Below are 20,030 nucleotides of genomic sequence, written 5' to 3'. Positions count from 1 at the left end.
TCGCGTTGATGGCGGGAATTGCGGTGGCCGCTGGTTCGGCCGCCGAAGGCAAGCGGAAGCCGGCATCGCAGGATGCGCCGCGGGCGATGCCTTCCAGCGATCCCTTCCCATCGACCTACCATGCCTATCCCGGCGTGCCGACGCTGGTGACGAATGTCACCATCTATGACGGCGAGGGTGGCCGGATCGAGAACGGACAGGTGCTGTTCGCCGACGGCAAGGTGGTGGCCATCGGCCAGACGGTGGATGCGCCGCAGGGTGCCACCGTGATCGACGGCACAGGCAAGTGGGTGACGCCGGGCGTGATCGACGTCCACAGCCATCTGGGCGATTATCCGAGCCCGGCGGTGCAGGCGCATTCCGACGGCAATGAGGTGACTTCGCCGGTGACGCCGCAGGTGTGGGCGGAACATAGCGTGTGGCCGCAGGACCCGGGCTTCAGCCGGGCGCTCACCAATGGCGGCGTCACCACGCTGCAGATCCTGCCCGGATCGGCCAACCTGTTCGGCGGCCGATCGGTGACGCTGAAGAACGTCTATGCCCGCACCATGCAGGGCATGAAGTTCCCCGGCGCGCCTTACGGCCTGAAGATGGCCTGCGGTGAGAACCCCAAGCGCGTCTATGGCGGCCGCAGCCAGGCGCCGGGCACGCGGATGGGCAATATCGCGGTCGATCGCCAGACCTGGGCGAAGGCCGAGGAATATCGCCGCAAGTGGGACAAATATGAAAAGGACGGCGGCGAGCCGCCCGCCCGCGATCTGGGGCTGGACACGCTGGCCGATGTGCTGCGCGGCAAGATACTGGTCCACAACCACTGCTATCGCGCGGACGAGATGGCCAACGTGATCGATATGTCGAAGGAATTCGGCTATAAGGTAACGGCGTTCCACCATGCCGTGGAAGCCTACAAGATCGCCGATCTGCTGAAGGCCAACGGCATCTGCGCGGCGATGTGGGCCGACTGGTGGGGCTTCAAGATGGAAGCCTATGACGCGGTGAAGGAGAATTTGCCTCTCGTCCACAATGCGGGCGCCTGCGCGATCGTCCATTCCGACGACGAGAACGGCATCCAGCGGCTGAACCAGGAAACCGCCAAGGCGCTGGCCGCCGGCCGCCGCATGGGCATCGACATTCCCGACGAGGTGGCCTGGACCTGGCTTGCCATCAACGCCGCCAAGGCCCTGGGCATCGACGACCGCACGGGCAGCCTGAAGCCGGGCAAGATGGCCGACGTGGTGTTGTGGAACGGCAATCCGCTGAGCGTCTACACCCGGCCCGAAAAGGTCTGGATCGACGGGGCGCTGATGTATGACGCGCTCGATCCGAAGCGCCGGCCTGTATCCGATTTCGAGCTGGGCCAGCCCGGCGAAGGAGATGTGAAGTGAAGGCGGTCCTGCTCGCCGCGGCGGCGCTGATCGCCGCTCCGTTCGCCCCCGCCATGGCCGAGACCGTGGCGATCACCAATGCCAGGCTCGCCATCGGCGACGGTTCCGCCCCCGTGGACGGCGGCACCGTGGTGATGCGCGACGGCCGCATCGCCGCCGCCGGCCGTGGCGTGGCCGTGCCCGCCGGCGCGCGCGTGATCGACGCCGAGGGCAAANGGGTGACGCCGGGCCTCGTCGCCGGGTTCAGCCGGCTCGGCATCGTCGAGGTGGATGGCGTGCGCCAGACCAACGACGCATCCGCCGGCAAGTCNCCGTTCAACGCCGCGCTGGACGTGGCGCCGGCCGTGAACCCGCGCACCAGCGCGATCACGCTCAACCGGGCCGAAGGCGTGACCCGCGCGGNGGTGGCGCCGGAAAGCGACGGATCGATCTTCGCCGGCCAGGGCGCGGTGATCGATCTGGGCGCGGATATGAGCCCCATCACCAAGGCCAGGGCGTTCCAGTTCGTCGAGTTCGGCGAGGAAGGCGCATCGCAGGCGGGCGGCAGCCGGCCGGCGACCTATGCCGCCTTCCGCAACGCGCTGGCCGAGGCGCGGGATCAGGCCGCCGGCAGGCGCGGCGACGATGCGCTGCTGACCCGGCCGGACGCGGCGGCGCTGGTGCCCGTGGTCAACGGGCAGGTGCCGCTTCTCGCCCATGTCGAGCGGGGCAGCGACATATTGCAGGCGCTGGAGCTGAAGAAGGAATTCCCGGCGCTCAAGCTGGTGCTGGTCGGCGCGACCGAGGCGTGGACGGTGGCGGCGCAGGTGAAGGCGGCGGGCGTGCCGGTCATCGCCTCGGCGCTGGCGGACTTGCCGGCTTCGTTCGAATCGCTGGCGGCCACCCAGTCCAACATCGGGCGGCTGCGCAACGCCGGCGTCACCGTCGGCATCGGCATGATCAACGACAATGATGCCCGCCAGGCCCGGCAGGTGAAGCAATATGCCGGCAATCTGGTGGCGCTGGGCAAGATACCGGGGGCGGCCGGGCTCGATTGGGGCGCGGCGCTTGCCACCATCACCTCGCTGCCGGCCGAGGCGATCGGCATGGGCGGCGAGATCGGATCGCTGCGCCCCGGCCGGCGCGCCGACGTGGTGATCTGGGACGGCGATCCGCTGGAGCTTTCCACGGCCGTCCTTTCGGTATGGATCGACGGCGTGGAGCAGCCGCTCCGCACCCGGCAGGACAAGCTGCGCGACCGTTATCGCGCGGCGAACGACGGGGCGCTGCCCAAGGCCTACGAACGCTGACCAAGGCCGGCCGGCGGCGCGGGGGTGCCGCCGGCCGAAGCCGGCCAGTGCGGCGCTCGCCGCCAAATCGATCCAGGCATCATCCGATATGGATCAAAGGATCGTCATTTAACGGACGTATTGCTGATTTAAGCGATCCTTAACGCTGGCAGTCCATCTTAAGTTCTGTTAGCCAATGGCCTGGTTAAGACGAGGGGGTTTACTATGCCGACAGCTTTGGATTCATCCGCCGCACGCTATGCGATCCGGGTCACGGACCCATCCAATCCGAACGTGACCATCGGTTACGTGTTCGCGGCTGAGGAATCGTTCGTCGCGGCGCCGGGGGGCGACCAGATCGCGCAGGATGCGATCGCCGAACTGGAAGCGACCTTCACCACCGGCCCGACCCTTACCGCGGTGCGCCTGCCCGCCGGCAGCCACGAAACGCTGCGCGGCCTGGCGGACCCGGGCAGCGCGGGTGGCGGCAACCACAACTGATCCGGTGCGGCGGGTCCGCACCGTTCCCGCCCAGCATTATCGGAAGGCCGCGCCGGCAGAGATGCTGGCGCGGCTTCGTCCGTTGGCGGCGGCGGCAGGGATCACCCGATTGGCCGATCTGACCGGGCTCGACCGAATCGGGTTGCCGGTGTTCCAGGCGGTGCGGCCGATGGCGCGTTCGCTGGCCGTATCGATGGGCAAGGGCGCTCATCCGGCTATCGCGCGTATCTCGGCGCTGGTGGAATCGATCGAGCTTCACCGCGCCGAAACCATCGAAGGCGACGGCAATTTCCGGTCCGCGCGGGCGCACGAGGCGGCCTTGTGGGAGCGTGTGCCGATGGCGCCGGGCCAGCCCGGCCTCTTCGACTGCGATCGCCCGCGCGAATGGCTGGCGGGGCATGATCTGGTCGGCGGGGGCGGCATGGCGGTGCCGCTGGAAATGGTTTCCATGGATCTGGTGCGCGATGTGGCGCCCGATATCCGGCAGAGCAGCAACGGCCTGGCATCCGGCGCCGATCGGGACGAGGCGATCGTGGCGGCGCTGCTGGAATTGCTGGAGCGCGAAGGGCGCGCGCGCTGGCTGGAGCGGCCGCATGCCGCCAAGCGCGCCACCCGCATCGCCCTTGGCGCCATTCCCGATCGCCGAATCCGCGCGGCGCTGGCCCGAGTCGCGCGTGCCGGCCTGCGCCTGATGGCGTGGGACATCGGCGAGGGGATCGGTGTGCCGGCTTATTATTGCGCGCTGGTGGAGATGGACCGGGCGGCGACCCTCGTCCTGCCGCCGGGCGCCGGGTCCGCCTGCCACCCTGACCCCGCCGCGGCGCTGATGGCGGCCATCGGCGAGGCGGCGCAGGCCCGGATCATGTTCATCGCCGGCGCGCGCGACGATCTGGAGGATGAGGATTATCGCGATCCGGCCGGAAAGCGGCTGGGGATCGCCAAGGAGACGCTCGCGTTCGAGCCCGATGGCGCGCGGCCCTTTCCCGCCGGTCCGCCCTGGGTGGCGGGCGACGCGGTGGAACTGCGCGATCGGCTGACGGAGCGTTGCCGGAATGCGGGGGCGGATGCGATCGTCTGCGTCGACCTGGGCGGTGGGGCGAGCGGCCTTGCCACCGTGAAGCTGCTGGCGCCGGGCTTCGGCGATCATGAACGGCCGTCGGCCTTCGCATGAGGGATGCGATCCTTTTTGCCGGGCCGAGCCTGTGGGGGAGCGGCATGCCGATTCCCCCCGGAATCGCGCTGCGCCCGCCGGCGGCCTGCGGCGATATCGTGCGGGCGCTGGCCGAGCGGCCCCGCGCGATCGGGCTGGTGGACGGCATTTTCGAAACGCGGCCGAGCGTGTGGCACAAGGAGATATTGGCGGCGCTGGCGGAAGGCGTGCCGGTGCTGGGCGCGGCGAGCCTGGGGGCGGTCCGCGCGGCGGAGCTTCATTCCTGCGGCATGATCGGCGTGGGCGCGATATTCCGCGCCTATCGATCCGGGCTGATCGAGCGCGACGATGCGGTGATGGTGAGCCACGCGCCGCCCGCTCTGGCGCATCGCCCGCTGACGGTGGCGCTGGTGGATATCGGCGCCTGCACGCGGAACTGGCCGGATGCCGACAGGCGGCTGGTGCTGCGGATCGCCGATCGCCTGAACTTCCGCGATCGCAATTGGGATCGGCTGGCGGCGCTGTTCCGGGAACGCGCCGGGCGGGAGATGCCGGCGCCGGACCGGGCGATCAGCCGCAAGCGGCGCGATGCGGAGCGGCTGGTAAGCAGGCTGGCGCAAGGCGTGGATCGCCCCGTCGCCTGCCCCCCGCCGCCCGAGACGCCATGGTTCCGCCGCCTGCGCCAGCCGACGGGCGAAGCCGCCCTAGGCCGATACGCAGAGGCCGGCCGCGCGTAGGCCGCGTTCCAGCATGTCGCGATGCCCCGCCTCGTGCAGCGGCAGGAAGACATGGATGCCGGCGACGATATCGGCATCGGTGAGCGGTATCGGATTATGCCAGAGCGGGGCGAAGGCCTTGCGCAGGATATCCGCTTCCTCGCGGGCGCGGTCCATCCGGCCGGCGAGTGCCAAATTGGCGCAGCGCACGGCCTGGTAATGGATGGCGGGATCGCGCGAAATCTCGAACTGGGCCTCGGCCTCGTCATGCTCGCCGCGCAGCATCGCCAGCACGGCCACGTCGGAGAAATATTCGTCCGGCGGGAAGGGGTTGAGCTCGAACGCGCGCTTGATGAGCTCGCCCGCGCGATCGAGCAGGCCGAGGTGGCAGAGGCCGAAACCGGCTTCGTTCAGGCCATCGGCGTGATAGGGGCCGATCTCCACCGAATTTTCGAAGCGGCGCACCGCCTGCGTGATGTCGCCGCGCCGGAGATAGCACCAGCCGAGCCGCGAATGGACATGGCCGTTGGCAGGATCGAGCGCGGCGGCGCGCAGGCTGAGCTCGAAGGCGCGGGCGCGCAGCGGCGCGGGATCGTGCCCGGCCAGCCGCAGCATGAAATCGGTATTGTATATGCGGGCGAGATGAAGGTGGGCGTTGACGATCGAGGGGTCCTCCTCGATCACCTTCTCGAACAGCTCCGCCGCCTCGCGCACCTCGGCCAGCGTGGAGGAAGAGAGCAGCCGCGCACGGGCGCCGAAATAGAGCGAGCTGGAAGCCGGCGTCGCGCCGGTGGTGGTATCGAGCGCCTGGCCGATATCGCGCACCACGACCGGCAGGATGGCGCCGGCGATCCTGGCGACCAGCTCGTCCACCACGCTGCCGAGCGTGGCGGCCTGCACCGTGATCTGGCGGCTCCAGACGAGCACGCCGCGATCGAGCGCGGTCAGGCGGAGGTTGACGCGGAAGCCGCCATCCTGCGCGCGCGCCGTGCCGCCCAAGGCATAGCTGGCGATCGAGCTGCCGCACACGGCGGCGAGCCGTTCCGGGGTCGGGTCCGCGATCGACAGCACGCGCAGGTCGCGGAAGCCGCCGAGCGCGGTCTGCAGATCATCGTGCATGATCTGGGCGACCATCGCCGCGTCGTCGCCCTCGCCGATGGTGACGAAGGGCGAGAGCACGATGATCGGCGGCTCGTGGCGTTCGGTGATGTGAGGCACGCTGTCCGGCGCGATCGTCGGCGCGGCGATCGGGGCGGGTGGTGGCGTCGCGGCGGCGGGCGCAACCGGGGCGACCGAGATCAGCCGGCGGAAGAGCTGCTGCGTCTCCGCCGATGGCTGGGCGTCGTAATCGCGCTTCAGGGCGCCCTGGAACTGGCGATAGCGGCGATGGACGGCGGCGTGATCGCCAGCCTGATGATCGAGCGAGAGGCCGAGGCGGACAATCGCCTCGTCCCCGCCATCCACCTGCTGCAGCGCGCTGAGGATGGAGCGGCGATGGCCGAGGCTTTCGGGGTCGGACGCGGCGCCGACGACCGCCAGCACCTCCACCACCAGGCGGTTGCGCTGGCGTTCGCGCTCGACGAACAGCCAGTCGTCGAAGGCGGGATCGAGCCCTTCCAGATCGGCCAGGATCGTCCGGTCGATATCCGTGAGTGCGGCGGCCAGCCCCGCGAAATCCTGCGCTGCGGCATAGGCCGTAATGCGATCGGCATCGGTTTCGAACAGGGTCGGCGCGAGACGTATCTCGCGCCGCGAGATCAGGAGCGCATCGGCATAAGGCAGGCGGCGCAGCTCCGCGAGCGTCTGCCGCAGGCTGGCCCTGGCCTGGGTTTCGCCGCGCTCGCTCCACAGCAGGCCGATCAGCCGTTCGCGGCTGACGAGCTGTTCGGGCGAGGTGGCGAGGATGGCCAGCAGCGCGCGCGCCTTGCGGCTGGAAGGCGTCAGCGAGTCCGTAACGATCCCCGCATCCCTTTGAGAGATGCGGAAATCCCCGTGCAGGCGCACGACGAATCGGGGAGGGGTGAGCGAAGTCGGTTTCACGTTATTTTCACGATAGACCAACGTTTGCCCTCACGGCCATGCCCTAGAAAAATTTTTGTCGGCGGCGCTGCGCCGCGAAAGAGTTTCGAAGGGCAGGTTTCCTCCCTTCCAGGGTTTCTCGAGGCGACCCGGGTCCGGCTATACCCCAGCGGTGAGGCCGGACTATTCCTGCGGCCCGGAACTTCGGTTCCGGGCCGTCTTTCGTTCGGCATCGTGAATATCCTCGGCGCGGGCTGCGGCGCGCCTGCTATCGCATCGCAGTTATTGCGCTGCGATGGTGGGCGCCGATCCCAGCCAGCTATGGCTTGCCACCACGGCGCGGACGACATCGGCCATCAGCCGCTGGCGCACGGGGATGGGCTGGCGGGTGCTAGCGATCATGACGGCCACGGCATAGCTGCGGCCGTCGGGCGCGGTGATGACGCCGACATCGTTATAGCCGGTGGCCAGCCCGCCCAGCTCCTGGCCCGTGCCGGTCTTGTGCGCCAGCGTCCAGCCCGGCGCGAGGCCGGCGCGCAGCCGCTGCGGGCCGGTGCGGCTGTCGCCCATCGTCGTCAGCAGCAGGCGGGTTGAGGCGGGCGAGAGCAGCTCGCCGCGCTTGAGCCGGGCCAGCGCACCCGCGATCGCTTCCGCCGTGGCGCCGTCCATGGGGTCGGCGAGGTAACGGTCCATCGCCGCCTGCCGCCGGGCATAGGGCAAGGCGGCGCGGGCCACCTGGAAGCCGTTGCCCTGCGCATATTCCGGCCGCCATTCGAGACCGGCGATCCCGCTTTGCAGCAGGGTTTCGCCGGGGCCGAAGGCGATGCGGCCCAGGCCCTTGCGCAGGATCATGCCCCGCACCGCGTCCGGCCCGCCGACCCGGCGCAGCAGCATGTCGTTGCAGGTATTGTCGCTCTGGGTGAGGGCGATGCGCATCAGCGCGCCATAAGTGGTGGCGAAGCCGTTGGCGCCCATCATCGCGCGGACCGGCTGGTGGAACACGGTCAGGTTGTCGCGCCGGACGGTGACGGGTTCCGACAGGCTGATCGTGCCGCGATCGACGGCGTCCAGCACCGCCATCGATACCCAGAGCTTGCTGACGCTCTGCTGCGGCATCGGCCGCTGGGCGTTGTAGCTGACTGCCCAGCCGGTGGAGACATCGCGCACCGCGATACCGACGCTGCCGGAGAAGCTTTGCCCCAGCGTGGCGATGCGGGCTTCGAGCCCGGCCGGGGGGCGGGGAACGACAGGCGCGGGCAACGGCGCGGTGCGGGGCTGCGGCGGGCCGACCGGCGTCTGCGAGATCCTGGCCGGCGCGGGCGCCGGGGCCGGGGCTACGCAGGCGCTGGCGATCACGGCCAGGAACAACGGCGCCATCAGGCGCGGCCGTGCGTTCGATACCCCTGTTTCACGCATGATTTTCGAGCCTCCCTCCCGATCGGCGCCATTATGCGCCGCCTGCGCTTGCGAGACTATTGTCCCCGGATTCCCGGCGACTCGGCCGGTCCCATATTACGCTCAGGCCGCCGATGGCGCAGCAATGTGCGCCACATCAGGATGAAGGTGATGATCGATGCGATCAGCACCGCGACACCGGCACCGATCACCCCGAAATATTGCGGCAGGACCGCCAGAAGCGCCACGAGGATCAGCGTGGAGACGATGCGGACCCTGAGCGCGAGATCGGCGCGGCCCATCGCCGTCAGCGCCGGTTCGAAGCCGACGGCGGCGAAATCCACGGCGGCGGCCGATCCGAGCGCCAGCAGCACGGGATAGGCCGACAGGAATTCCTTGCCGGCGATCAGGCCGATCGCGGGCTTGCCGATGGTGAGCAGCAGCACGAAGACGATGCCGCCGCCGATCGCCGTCATGCGCAGGGTGCGGGCGAGCAGCGCATCGAACGCCTCGTTGCCGGCGGTGGTATGGCTGCGGACCAGTTCCGGGAAGATCGCCCGGCCCAGCAGCTGGGAAAGCTTGGCCAGCCCCTGCGCGAGCTGTTGGGCGAGGCGGAAGCTGCCGGCGGCGGCCGGCGTGATCACCAGGCCGATGATGAGGACGGCGAATTCCTTGCTGCCCAGCCCCAGCATCGAGGTGAGATTGGTGAACATGGCATAGCGGCCGATGCCCGGATTTTCCGCGACGATGTCCCGGATGCGTCCCTGGGGCCAGCGGAACGGCTGGACGCGGTGGGCGGCATACCAGTAAGCGAGCGCCGTCAGCGCCTCCGCCACCGCCCACACCGCCAGATAGGCGATCACGCTGGGCGTGGTGAGCCAGACGATGAGCGCCCCGATGCAGCGTGCCGATGGCGTCACCGCCTCGGCAAAGGTGGCAGCGGCGAAGCGATCGTGCAGGCGGAGCACGCCGATCGGCGTCCAATGCGTCGAAAGGACCAGCACGGCGCTGGTGCCGATCGCCTGCCAGGCGAAACTGTCCGTCCAGCCGAAGCGGCCGGCCAACAGCAGGGTTCCGCCGATGACCAGCGCCACGCCAGCGAAGGCGGCGATGATATCGATGGTGATGGCGAATCGCACCAGACGGGCGAGCGCATCGCTCTGCCCTTCATGGACGTAGCGCATGCCGTAGCGGACAATGATCTGCCAGCTCTGGAACGAAACGATCGTCGCCGATGCCTGGCCGGCGCCCAGCGCCAGCGAGAACTGGCCGAACCCGTCGAGGCCGAGCGAGCGCGTGACGATGGCCAGATAGATGAGGCTGAGCACGGCGCCGAAGCCTTTGCCGCCCAGCATCCAGCCGGTGTTGAGCAGGATGGCGCGGATCGATCCGCGGCGGAGGGGGGCAGGCGTCGACATGGATGGACGCGCAATAGAGCAAGTGGCCCGCGCTTGCGAGATATCCCTTGTCGCTTCTGCCGGTTGCGATACGGCGGCGAAAGGAAAAGGCATGAGCGCCGTTGAACCGCGGGCGCGTTGCGATATCTAGGGGCTTTCCTTTCCAGCACAGGATCCGCCCCTTGCCCGATACCCATCCGGCGATTCACCTCGTCGGCGAAAATGCCACCCGCATCTGGGGCATGACGATAGACGAACGCACTCGCCGGATGGCGAAGGCGGCGAAGCTGCCGCTCGGCGATGCGGCGGAAGGGGCACCGGCGGTGCTGGTGAACCGCGCCTTCGTGTTCGATCCGCCCTGGCTGCGCTATCATGCCGGGCAGCCGGGCGCGGTGCTGACGATCGGCGGCGTGCCGGTGATCGCGCATGTCCGTGACGCGGCGGAGCGCGCGGCGGTGGCGCGGGCGATGGCGGAAGGCCGGCCGCTGGCCGATGCGGGTGCGTTGCGCCTGACGGCCTATGAGGACGGGGCGGCGATCGTGAACGAGGAGCTGCGCAAGCGCGAAACCCCGTTCGCCATGCCGCTGACGCCGGCGACCGTGAAGGCGGCCGAGCGCGCCAGCTATTTCGGCGCCTATAAGGGCGTGACCGACCTGCTGACCAAATATCTCTGGCCGGAATGGGCGCTTGTGGCGACGCGGATTGCGGCGCGGATCGGCATGACGCCCAACATGGTGACGGCGCTGGGCGCCGCGCTGTGCGTGGCGGCGACGATCGCCTTCTGGCACGGCCACTACTGGTCGGGCATGGCGATGGGGCTGGTGTTCATGGTGCTGGACACGGTGGACGGCAAGCTCGCCCGCTGCACCATCACATCCTCATGGTGGGGCAATGTGTTCGATCATGGCATCGATCTCGTCCATCCACCCTTCTGGTGGTGGGCGTGGGGCGTGGGGCTGACGGCCTATGGCCGGCCGATCGGCGCGGATATGCTGTGGACGCTGCTGGCCGTGATCGTCGGCGTCTATGTGCTGCAGCGGCTGGTGGAGGGCGAGTTCATCCGCCGCTTCGGCATGCACATCCATGTATGGCGCAAGGTCGATTCCGATTTCCGCCTGATAACCGCGCGGCGCAACCCGAACATGGTGATCCTGTTCGTCTCCATGCTGTTCCAGCGCCCCGATATCGGCCTGATCGCGGTGGCGTGGTGGACGGTGATCTCGTTCGTCGTCCATCTCGTCCAGCTCGGCCAGGCGATGCTTGCCCAGGCGCGCGGGCGGGAGATACGGTCGTGGCTGGCATGAACGATACCATCCTGCGCTTCGGCTATCCGGCCACCCTGGTCGCCGATTATCGCCATTGGATGGTGTTGCTGCGGCCCGATCAGCCGACATTGGGCAGCCTGGTGCTGGCTGCGCGGGGCGAGGCCAAGGCGTTCGGATCGCTGCCGGCCGCCGCTTATGCCGAGCTTGGCACCGTGAGCGCCGATATCGAGGCGGCACTGAAACGCGCTGTTACCTATGAGAAGATCAATTATCTCATGCTGATGATGGTCGATCCTCATGTCCATTATCATGTCATCCCGCGCTATGCGGGGACACGCTCGGCCGAAGGGCTGACGATCGCCGATGCCGGCTGGCCCAAGGCGCCGGCGCTGGGCGAGGCGGTTTCGCTGGATGCGCGGCAGACGGCGAAGCTGGCGGCCTTCCTCAAGAGGAATTGGCGGCAGCAGCCGTGACGCGGGAACGCCCGCCGGGGATTTCTCCCGCGGCGGGCGCCTTCTCCTCCCCAGGAAAAGCCCGTTGGTGCCTCAGCTAAGCCGGCCGAGGCGATGATAGAGGTTGCTGTATTTCACGGATTCAGGCTTGTCCTGAACCGCCTTGATATAATGGGCCACCGCTTCCTTCAGCAGCTGGAAATCCTCCGTCGAGAAGACGGCACGGCTCCGGGTGGGTTCGGTCATCACGCTTCTCCTTTCATCCTGTGGTGCGATCATTCGGCCGCGACGGCGAACTGATCGGCTTCGGTCGATTCCTTCAGCGCCGTGGTCGATGCCCTGCCGCCCGAGACCGCCTCGGCCACCAGGTCGAAATAGCCGGTGCCCACTTCGCGCTGGTGGCGGGTCGCGGTGTAGCCCTGCGCCTCGCTGGCGAATTCCGCCTGCTGCAGCTCGGAATAGGCGGCCATGCCGCGGTCCTTGTAGCCGCGCGCCAGCTCGAACATGCCGTGGTTCAGGCTGTGGAAGCCCGCCAGCGTGACGAACTGGAACTTGTAGCCCATGGCCCCCAGCTCGCGCTGGAACCGAGCGATGGTGTCCTTGTCCAGCTTCGCCTCCCAGTTGAAGCTGGGCGAGCAGTTGTAGGCCATCATCTTGCCGGGGTGGGCCTTCTGCACGGCCTCGGCAAAGCGCTTGGCATCCTCCAGATTGGGATGGCTGGTTTCCCACCACAGCAGGTCGGCATGTTCGGCGAAGGCGATGCCGCGCTTGATGCAATGATCGACGCCGGTCCCGTCCTTCAGGCGGAAGAAGCCTTCCGGCGTGCGTTCGCCGGTCAGGAATTCATGGTCGCGCTCGTCCACGTCCGAGGTGATGAGCTTCGCGCTTTCCGCGTCGGTGCGCGCCACCAGCACGGTGGGCACGCCGCACACGTCCGCCGCCAGCCGGGCGGCCTGGAGATTGCGGATATGCGCCTGCGTGGGGATCAGCACCTTGCCGCCCAGATGGCCGCACTTCTTTTCCGATGCCAGCTGGTCCTCGAAATGGACGCCGGCGGCGCCCGCCTCGATATAGGCCTTCATGATCTCGAAGCAGTTGAGCGGGCCGCCGAAGCCGGCTTCCGCATCGGCGACGATCGGCACGAACCAGTCGCGCTTGGCGCCGCCCTCGCTATGTTCGATCTGGTCGGCGCGCTGGAGGGTGCGGTTGATCCGGCGGGCAAGTTCCGGCCCGGCATTGGCCGGATAGAGCGACTGATCAGGATACATGGCGCCGGCGGTGTTGGCATCCGCCGCGACCTGCCAGCCGGACAGGTAGATCGCCTTCAGCCCGGCGCGGACCATCTGCATCGCCTGGTTGCCGGTAAGCGCGCCCAGCGCATTGATATAGGGTTCGGACCGGAGCGAGGCCCAGAGCTTCTCCGCGCCGCGCCGCGCCAGCGTATGTTCGATCGCCACCGATCCCCGGAGCCGCGCGACATCGGCGGGCGAATAGGTGCGGCGGATACCGTCGAACCGGCCCTCCGGGGCGGCAACGAGATCGGTGAAATCGACCATTGGTAATTTCCTTTACAATCCGAACTCCGGGGATGACCCGGCGATATCCGTCAATTGGAAGGAATTCCCGTGATCCGCGAGGGTGGGCAGGCCGATTATCGCGTAAAGGGGTGGACGGATAGGTGTCGATAAAGGTAAATCGGTAATATATTTACAAAGCGGGACGGGTGGGGGCGGGCATGGCCGACGGCAAGATCTTCGCGGGGCATGCGGTGCGGCGGCTGCGGCGCACGACCGGCCTTACCCAGCAGGCCATGGCCGAGGCGCTCGACATATCGGCCAGCTACCTGAACCTGATCGAGCGCAACCAGCGGCCGCTGACGGCGGCGCTGATGCTGCGGCTGGGGGATCGGTTCGACCTCGATCCCCGGATGCTGACCGCCGACGAGCCGGGCGGCGGGGCGGATGCGATGCGGCGCAGGCTGGCCGACCCGCTGTTCGCGGACCTCGGCATCGATCGGGCGGAGCTGGCGGAATGGCTGGCGGCGGCCCCCGGCGGCGCGGAAGCCTTCGCCCGCGCCTTCGATCGGCTGCGTGACGCGGGCGCGGGGCTGGCGGAGGAGGAGAATGGCGCGCTTGCGGCGGTGCGCCGCGAGACGGAACGCTGGCGCAACCATTATCCCGATCTGGACGCGGCCGCCGAGGCGCTGGCCGACGAGCTGCGGCTGGGGGCGGGGGACCTTTACGGCGCGATCGTCGATCGGCTGCGCGTGAAGCACCAGCTGGCGATCCGTATATTGCCGGTCGATGCGATGCCCGATCGGTTGCGGCGGCTCGACCTTCATGCCCGGCAGGTGCAGCTGTCGGAGATGCTGGACCCGGCATCGCGCACCTTCCAGGCGGCGTTCCAGCTCGCCCAGCTGGAGGCGCGGGCGGAGATCGAGGCGCTGGTGGCCGGCGCGGCCTTTGGCGACCGGGTCGCCGAACGGCTGTTCCGCCGCACCGTCACCTCCTATTTCGCCGCCGGGCTGATGATGCCTTACGGACGCTTCCTCCGGGCGTGCGAGGCCACCGGTTACGATCTGGAGTTGTTGCAGCGCCGTTTTGGCGCGGGCTTCGAGATGGTGGCGCATCGGCTGACCACCCTGCAGCGCGTCGGCGCGCGCGGGCTGCCCTTCTTCATGATTCGGATCGATCGGGCGGGGCAGGCGTCGAAGCGCTATGCCGGGGCGTCGGCATCGCCGCTCGTGACCGCGCCGGGGCGCTGCCCGTTGTGGAACGTCCATCACGCCTTCGACCGGCCGGGGGAGATCGTGCGCCAGCTCGTCGCGCTGGAGGATGGCGGGCGCTGGTTCACGCTGGCGCGGACGGTGCGGTCGCAAGTGCGCTCGCCGCAGGGCATCCGGGCAGAGTTCGCCATCGGGATCGGCGTCGCCGCCGAACATGCGGCGGCGGTGGTCCATGCGCGCGGAGTGGATCTTGCCGGGGCGGCGGTGCCAGTCGGGATGGGGTGCCGCCGCTGCACCCGGCTGGATTGCCCGCAGCGGGCAGAACCGCCGATCGGCCGCGCCCTGCTGCTCAACGATCGGGAAAGGGGGCTGACACCCTTCGTGTTCGCGGGCGATTGAGGGGGGCTACGGCGGCGACTCAGTTCCAGTGCGGCTGCATCACCACCATCATCAGCACGAACGCGAGATAGGCCAGGCCCGGCAGCGCCGGCAGCAGGAGCAGTGCGGCGCCGATCCGGTCATGCGCCCGGCGCTTGAGCGCGAGGCCGCCCAGCAGAAAGGCCGCCGCCACGCCAAGAAGCAGCAGCCACAGGCCGATATTCGATGCCGAAACGGATCGATCTGCGATGCCGATGGTAAAGAAGAACAGCAATACCGCCGTCATCACCGCGTCGAAGGCAAAGAGCAGCCAGAAGATCATCGCGGAAATCTACCATTTCATCGACGCTTATCAAAGCGCCTAAGACTGACAATGGCTGGCTGGATTGAGCCGATGGCGTTCGAGGCAATGGAGTAGCCGCGCGAGTGTGCGGCTCCCGTCTTCGCGGGAAGGACGAGGGAGGGTGGCTAAGCGCTCGTTTTCCCCCGCCTGGCGCGGCACATCGAAATCCGGCAATCGTTCCGGCAGGAAAATTCTAGCGTTTGCGGTCCAGCGTTATGTGGCCGGTGCGCTTGAGCTCGTCGACGATGCGGCGGACGTCCTGGCTTGCGCCGCGCGGGAGGATGAGCACCGCATCGTCCGTCGCCACCACGATCAGGTCGCTGACGCCCACCGCGGCCACCAGCGGGCCATCGGTGCGGAACAGGCAATTATTGGTATCGAGCGCGATCACCTCGCCATGGTGGCAATTGCCGGCATCGTCGCGGCTGGTGATGGCATGGAGCGCATCCCAGCTTCCCACGTCGGACCAGCCCATGTTGACCGGTGCCACTGCGACGCGATCGGCCTTCTCCATCACGGCATAGTCGATCGAGTCGGAAGGCGAGGCGCGGAACGCCTCCACCGCCGGATGGATGCGCGGGCCGGCCCTGGTGGCGCCGGCCATGGCGGCTTTGGTGGCCTCTGCGATCGCGGGCGCGTGTTCGGCGAGGGCGGCCAGATAGGCGTCGGCCCGGAACAGGAAGATGCCGCCGTTCCAGGCATAGCTGCCTTCCGTGAGATAGGCCTCGGCGGTAGCCCGGTCCGGCTTTTCGACGAAGCTGTCCACCTTGCGGATGCCGGGGGCGAGCTCCGCGCCCGCCTTGATATAGCCGTAGCCGGTTTCCGGCCCATCGGGCGCGATGCCGAAGGTGGCGAGCCAGCCCTGCTCGACCAGCGGCAGGGCATCGGTGATCGCGGCGTGGAAGGCCTGAACATCGCCGATCACATGATCGCTGGGCATCACCAGCAGGACGGCATCGGGTGCCACCGAGAGCGCCGCCAGCGCGATCGCGGGGGCGGTATTGCGCGCAACCGGCTCCAGGATCAGCGATTGCGGGCGGATGCCGACATCCGCGAGCTGGCGTTCGATCTCGTCGGCATGGGCTTCGTTGGCGACGATGATCGGCGGATCGAACCGGCTGTCATCCTCGGCGCGGGCGGCCGTGAGCTGGAGCATCGAGCGATCCGCCGTCAGGTTCAGCAACTGCTTGGGCCGGATGGAGCGGGACAGGGGCCAGAGCCGCGTGCCGGACCCTCCGGAGAGGATGACCGGTGTGATCTTGTGCGGCGCGCTCATAAACCTCCTGCTGCTACACGACTTCACCGGCCTTCGCGGGCGATGTCCCTCCCAGGAACAACTGGGGCGACACTCCCGTTCCGATGAGCGATAGCATGGTTCAGGATTTATTTGTCAATTTCGGCGATAGCGGATCACCGAACTTTTCCGGCCGCTGATCTTGCGAATTGTGGCCGCGCATCGAAGGCCGGCGGCCATGGGATGATCGGGCTCCTTGCTATGGGCTTTTCCTTCGCGCGGCATTTCTTGCTATTCATCGGGCCTGAGGTTCGGGCACATATGCCCGGAGAGGAGCTGGGTGGGGATGATTGACGCTGTCGGCGTCTGGGGCCACGGCATTGCCGCGGCGTTGTTCATGGCGCTTGCGCTATGGCAGGTCTGGCGGCCGCGCGGCGGGATGCAGCGGCGGGCGCTGATGGCCGCTTTTGCGCTGACGTCGGTATGGGCGGCGGCCGTCGCGCTGATGGGGCCGGGTTCGCAGGCGGCAAGCATTGGCGAAACGGCGCGCAACCTGGCTTGGCTCGGCTTCATGTTCGGGCTGCTGCGCCTGGGCACCGGCCTGGCGATGCGGTCCGCGATCATCGGCCTCTATGGGGTGCTGGTGGGGGTCGGCTGCGCGCAGATCCTGGTCGATCTTCTGGTCGGGCACCTCGTTCCCTCGTCGCCGACGACGGCGGCCGCCCTGTTCTTCGCGGTCCTGCTGTTGCGGATGAGCTTCGCGGTGGGCGCGTTGGTGCTCGTCCACAACCTCTACACCGCCGCCACGCCAGACGCGCGCTGGGGCATCCGCCTGCCGATGATCGCGCTGGCGGCGATGTGGATCTACGATCTCAACCTCTACACCGTCGCCTATCTGGGCCAGAGCTGGCCGATTCCGCTCTACGAGGGGCGGGGCATCATCATGCCGCTGCTCACGCCGCTCTTCGCACTGGCCAGCCGACGGAACACGCGCTGGCGGATGCGGATATCGCGCGCTGTGACCTTCCAGTCGCTGTCGCTGATGGCGATCGGTTTCTACCTGATCGCGATGGTGATCGTCGCCCGCCTGATCGAGCTGATCGGCGGGGATTATGCGCAGCTCGCGCAGGTGACGGTCGTGTTCGGCATGTCGGTGGCGGCGATCGTGTTCCTGCCGATCGGGCGTATCCGGGCCTGGCTGAAGGTGAAGATCGCCAAGCACCTGTTCCAGCATCGCTACGATTATCGCGTGGAATGGATGCGCTTCACCGATACGATCGGCCGGCCCGAGGAAGGGGCCGATCCGCTGGACGTGCGGGTGATCCAGGCGATCGCGGACATCATGGAGGCGCCGGCGGGCATGCTGCTGGGGCCAGACGGCAGCGGCGGGCTGATGCTGGTCGCGCAATGGAACTGGCCGACCACGGACGTGCCCAGCGTCGCCGCCGATGCCGCCTTCGTCCGCCTGGTGGAAGCGAGCGGCCGCATCCTCGATTTCGAGGACGTCCGCGCCCACCCCGACGGCGAGGAAGCGGCGACGATGCCGGAATGGATATTGGCGGAACAGCGCGCCTGGGCAGGCGTGCCGCTGATCCATTACGACCAGCTCGTCGGGATCGTCCTGCTGGCCCGTCCGCGCGTGGAGCGGGGGCTGGACTGGGAGGATTTCGATCTGCTGCGCGTCGCCGGCCGGCAGGTCGCAAGCTATCTGGCGGAGGCGCGGGGGCAGGAGGCGCTGAACGAGGTGCGCCGGTTCGACGAGTTCAACCGCCGCTTCGCCTTCATCATGCACGATATCAAGAATTTGGTGAGCCAGCTCAGCCTGCTGACGCGCAATGCGGAGCGGCATGCCGACAATCCCGATTTCCGGGCGGACATGATCGCGACGCTGCGCAGCTCCACCGCGAAGATGAACGATCTGCTCGCCCGGCTTTCCCAGCACAATACCGGCCGGCCGGCGGAACCCCGCCCGGTGGCGCTGCGGGCGCTGGCCGAAGGCGTGGTGGCATCGCGCGCGCACCAGCATCCGGTGCGGGTGGAAGGTAGCGAGGAGATCGTGGCCGCGGCCGATCCGCCCCGGCTGGAACAGGCGCTGGGCCACATCGTGCAGAATGCGATCGACGTCAGCCAGCCGGGCGAGCCGGTCTGGCTCCATATCGAGCGGCGCGGCCTGGAGGCAGTGATCTCCGTGGTCGACAGGGGGCAGGGCATGTCGGCGGAATTCGTGCGGACGCGGCTCTACAAGCCCTTCGCCTCGACCAAGCCCGGCGGCTTCGGCATCGGGGCGTTCGAGGCGCGGAGCCTGATCGCCGCCATGGGCGGGCGGCTGGAGGTGGAAAGCCGGGAGGGCGCCGGCACCCGTTTTTCCATCGTGCTGCCAGTGATGCAGATCACCGCGCGGCCCGACCGATTCGTTAATGCCTTGGAACCATCATGAGCCAGATGACCGACAAACCACGCCTGCTGATCGTCGAGGACGACGAGGGGCTCCAGCGGCAGCTCCGTTGGGCCTATGAGGATTATGACGTCATCGTCGCGGGCGATCGCACCGCCGCGATCGATGCCCTGCGCGCGATGGAGCCGGCGGTGGTGACGCTGGACCTGGGCCTGCCGCCCGATCCCGACGGCGTGAGCGAAGGCTTCGCCACGCTGGAGGAAATCCTGCGGCTGAAGCCCGACACCAAGGTGATCGTCGCATCCGGCCACGGCGCGCGGGCGAGCGCGCTGCGGGCGATCGCATCGGGCGCCTATGATTTCTACCAGAAGCCGGTGGACATCGACACGCTGGGGCTGATCGTGGCCCGCGCCTTCCACCTGCACGCGATCGAGCAGGAGAATGCCCGGCTGGCCGCGTCCGGTGCCGGCGGGCAGACCGTGCTCGGCAGCATCGTGACCGCGGCGCCGGAGATGCTGAAGGTCGCCCGCACGATCGAGCGCGTCGCCAACGCCAATGTCTCGGTGATGCTGCTGGGGGCGAGCGGCACCGGCAAGGAATTGCTGGCGCGCGGCCTGCACAATGCCAGCGATCGCGCCAAGGGCACCTTCGTGGCGATCAACTGCGCGGCGATCCCGGAAAATCTGCTGGAAGCCGAGCTGTTCGGCTACGAGAAGGGCGCCTTCACCGGCGCGGTCAAGACCACCGAGGGCAAGATCGAGCTGGCCGAGGGCGGCACCCTGTTCCTCGACGAGGTGGGCGACATTCCGCTGCCGCTCCAGGTGAAGCTGCTGCGTTTCCTGCAGGAGCGGGTGATCGAGCGGATCGGCAGCCGGCGGACCATCCCGGTGGATACGCGAATCGTCTGCGCGACGCATCAGGACCTGGAAGCGATGATCGCCGCCGGCAGCTTCCGCGAGGATCTTTACTACCGGCTGGCCGAGATCGTGGTCCGCATCCCCACGCTGGCGGAGCGGCATGGCGATGCCACGCTGCTGGCCAAGCATTTCCTGACCCGCTTCGCCAAGGAGATGAACCCTGCGGTGCGCGGCTTCGCGCCGGACGCGCTGGCGGCGCTCAACGACTGGACCTGGCCCGGCAATGTCCGCGAGCTGGAGAACCGGATGAAGCGGGCCGTGATCATGGCCGAGGGCAAGCTGCTGACGGCCGCCGACCTCGATCTCGACATGGCCGACAATGCGGAGCTGATAAACCTGAAGGCCGCGCGCGAGATGGCCGATCGCCGGGCGATCCGGCAGGCGCTGGCGCGGACGGAGGGCAATGTTTCCAACGCCGCCAAGCTGCTCGGCATCAGCCGGCCGACGCTCTACGACCTGTTCAAGCAATATGATCTGCAAGCATGAAGGG

The 20,030-nt window shown here is 68.2% G+C and carries 17 protein-coding genes; 10 read left to right on the top strand and 7 right to left on the bottom strand.

The genetic code is table 11. The annotated features are described in order from the left end of the window. Positions 1–8: 8 nt before the first annotated feature. The 5 genes from BHE75_RS12555 (at position 9) to BHE75_RS12535 (ending at position 5,041) form a co-directional block, all read left to right on the top strand. The gene (locus tag BHE75_RS12555; RefSeq protein ID WP_041864760.1) at positions 9–1,385 is read left to right on the top strand and encodes an amidohydrolase; all 1,377 of its coding nucleotides are present in this window, start codon (positions 9–11) and stop codon (positions 1,383–1,385) included. A 53-nt stretch (positions 1,386–1,438) separates the two neighbouring features. Further along, the gene (locus BHE75_RS12550) at positions 1,439–2,674 is read left to right on the top strand and encodes an amidohydrolase family protein (RefSeq protein ID WP_438830624.1); all 1,236 of its coding nucleotides are present in this window, start codon (positions 1,439–1,441) and stop codon (positions 2,672–2,674) included. A gap of 273 nt (positions 2,675–2,947) precedes the next feature. Next, complete coding sequence (locus BHE75_RS12545) at positions 2,948–3,154, top strand: hypothetical protein (protein ID WP_254684441.1); 207 nt, start codon at positions 2,948–2,950, stop codon at positions 3,152–3,154. Next, positions 3,135–4,325: a YcaO-like family protein gene (locus BHE75_RS12540; protein WP_254684440.1), complete on the top strand. Its 1,191-nt coding sequence runs from the start codon at positions 3,135–3,137 to the stop codon at positions 4,323–4,325. Before BHE75_RS12545 ends, BHE75_RS12540 begins: the two co-directional genes overlap by 20 nt. Before the next feature lie 44 nt (positions 4,326–4,369). After that, positions 4,370–5,041, top strand: coding sequence for a TfuA domain-containing protein (locus BHE75_RS12535; RefSeq protein WP_254684439.1), 672 nt, complete (start codon positions 4,370–4,372; stop codon positions 5,039–5,041). Here BHE75_RS12535 and BHE75_RS12530 read toward each other — a convergent pair. From BHE75_RS12530 to BHE75_RS12520, 3 genes are all read right to left on the bottom strand, one after another. Next, positions 5,009–7,060 (bottom strand): trifolitoxin synthesis, TfuA, encoded by a 2,052-nt coding sequence (locus BHE75_RS12530; RefSeq protein WP_070935828.1) that lies wholly within the window; start codon positions 7,058–7,060, stop codon positions 5,009–5,011. The genes BHE75_RS12535 and BHE75_RS12530 overlap by 33 nt on opposite strands. A 261-nt stretch (positions 7,061–7,321) precedes the next feature. Further along, a complete protein-coding gene (locus tag BHE75_RS12525) occupies positions 7,322–8,455 on the bottom strand; it encodes a serine hydrolase (protein WP_070934063.1) in 1,134 nt (377 codons plus the stop codon). 56 nt (positions 8,456–8,511) lie between these two features. Continuing rightward, complete coding sequence (locus tag BHE75_RS12520; protein WP_070934062.1) at positions 8,512–9,852, bottom strand: lipopolysaccharide biosynthesis protein; 1,341 nt, start codon at positions 9,850–9,852, stop codon at positions 8,512–8,514. 161 nt (positions 9,853–10,013) lie between these two features. On the opposite strand from BHE75_RS12520, the gene BHE75_RS12515 reads away from it, so the two are divergent. Next, positions 10,014–11,135, top strand: a complete 1,122-nt coding sequence (locus tag BHE75_RS12515; protein WP_191225188.1) for a CDP-alcohol phosphatidyltransferase family protein — start codon at positions 10,014–10,016, stop codon at positions 11,133–11,135. Further along, positions 11,132–11,569, top strand: coding sequence for an HIT family protein (locus BHE75_RS12510; RefSeq protein ID WP_070934061.1), 438 nt, complete (start codon positions 11,132–11,134; stop codon positions 11,567–11,569). The genes BHE75_RS12515 and BHE75_RS12510 overlap by 4 nt, the downstream gene beginning before the upstream one ends. Before the next feature lie 72 nt (positions 11,570–11,641). On the opposite strand, the gene BHE75_RS24500 is transcribed toward BHE75_RS12510, so the two are convergent. Together BHE75_RS24500 and aceA are read right to left on the bottom strand one after the other, a co-directional pair. Next, positions 11,642–11,794: a hypothetical protein gene (locus BHE75_RS24500; RefSeq protein ID WP_015457174.1), complete on the bottom strand. Its 153-nt coding sequence runs from the start codon at positions 11,792–11,794 to the stop codon at positions 11,642–11,644. Between the two features lie 29 nt (positions 11,795–11,823). Further along, complete coding sequence (gene aceA, locus BHE75_RS12505; RefSeq protein WP_070934060.1) at positions 11,824–13,104, bottom strand: isocitrate lyase; 1,281 nt, start codon at positions 13,102–13,104, stop codon at positions 11,824–11,826. 179 nt (positions 13,105–13,283) lie between these two features. On the opposite strand from aceA, the gene BHE75_RS12500 reads away from it, so the two are divergent. After that, a complete protein-coding gene (locus tag BHE75_RS12500) occupies positions 13,284–14,672 on the top strand; it encodes a helix-turn-helix domain-containing protein (protein ID WP_015457172.1) in 1,389 nt (462 codons plus the stop codon). A 19-nt stretch (positions 14,673–14,691) separates the two neighbouring features. On the opposite strand, the gene BHE75_RS12495 is transcribed toward BHE75_RS12500, so the two are convergent. Beyond that, positions 14,692–14,973: an osmoprotectant transporter permease gene (locus BHE75_RS12495; protein ID WP_070934059.1), complete on the bottom strand. Its 282-nt coding sequence runs from the start codon at positions 14,971–14,973 to the stop codon at positions 14,692–14,694. Between the two features lie 214 nt (positions 14,974–15,187). Beyond that, entirely contained in the window at positions 15,188–16,270 is a 1,083-nt protein-coding gene (locus BHE75_RS12490; protein WP_070934058.1) for a mannose-1-phosphate guanylyltransferase/mannose-6-phosphate isomerase, read from the bottom strand. Between the two features lie 304 nt (positions 16,271–16,574). Here BHE75_RS12490 and prsK point away from each other — a divergent pair, with 304 nt between their 5' ends. Further along, the gene (gene prsK / locus BHE75_RS12485; RefSeq protein ID WP_070934057.1) at positions 16,575–18,665 is read left to right on the top strand and encodes an XrtA/PEP-CTERM system histidine kinase PrsK; all 2,091 of its coding nucleotides are present in this window, start codon (positions 16,575–16,577) and stop codon (positions 18,663–18,665) included. Next, positions 18,662–20,026 carry a PEP-CTERM-box response regulator transcription factor gene (prsR, locus tag BHE75_RS12480; RefSeq protein WP_015457168.1) on the top strand — a complete coding sequence of 455 codons (1,365 nt, stop codon included), beginning with the start codon at positions 18,662–18,664 and terminating at the stop codon, positions 20,024–20,026. Before prsK ends, prsR begins: the two co-directional genes overlap by 4 nt. Positions 20,027–20,030 lie beyond the last annotated feature (4 nt).

It is taken from the genome of Edaphosphingomonas haloaromaticamans (assembly GCF_001853345.1).
Classification (GTDB): Bacteria; Pseudomonadota; Alphaproteobacteria; order Sphingomonadales; family Sphingomonadaceae; genus Sphingomonas_E; species Sphingomonas_E fennica.
The sequence above is the reverse complement of the archived record's forward strand: the minus strand, read 5'-3'. Positions and strand labels throughout refer to the sequence as shown.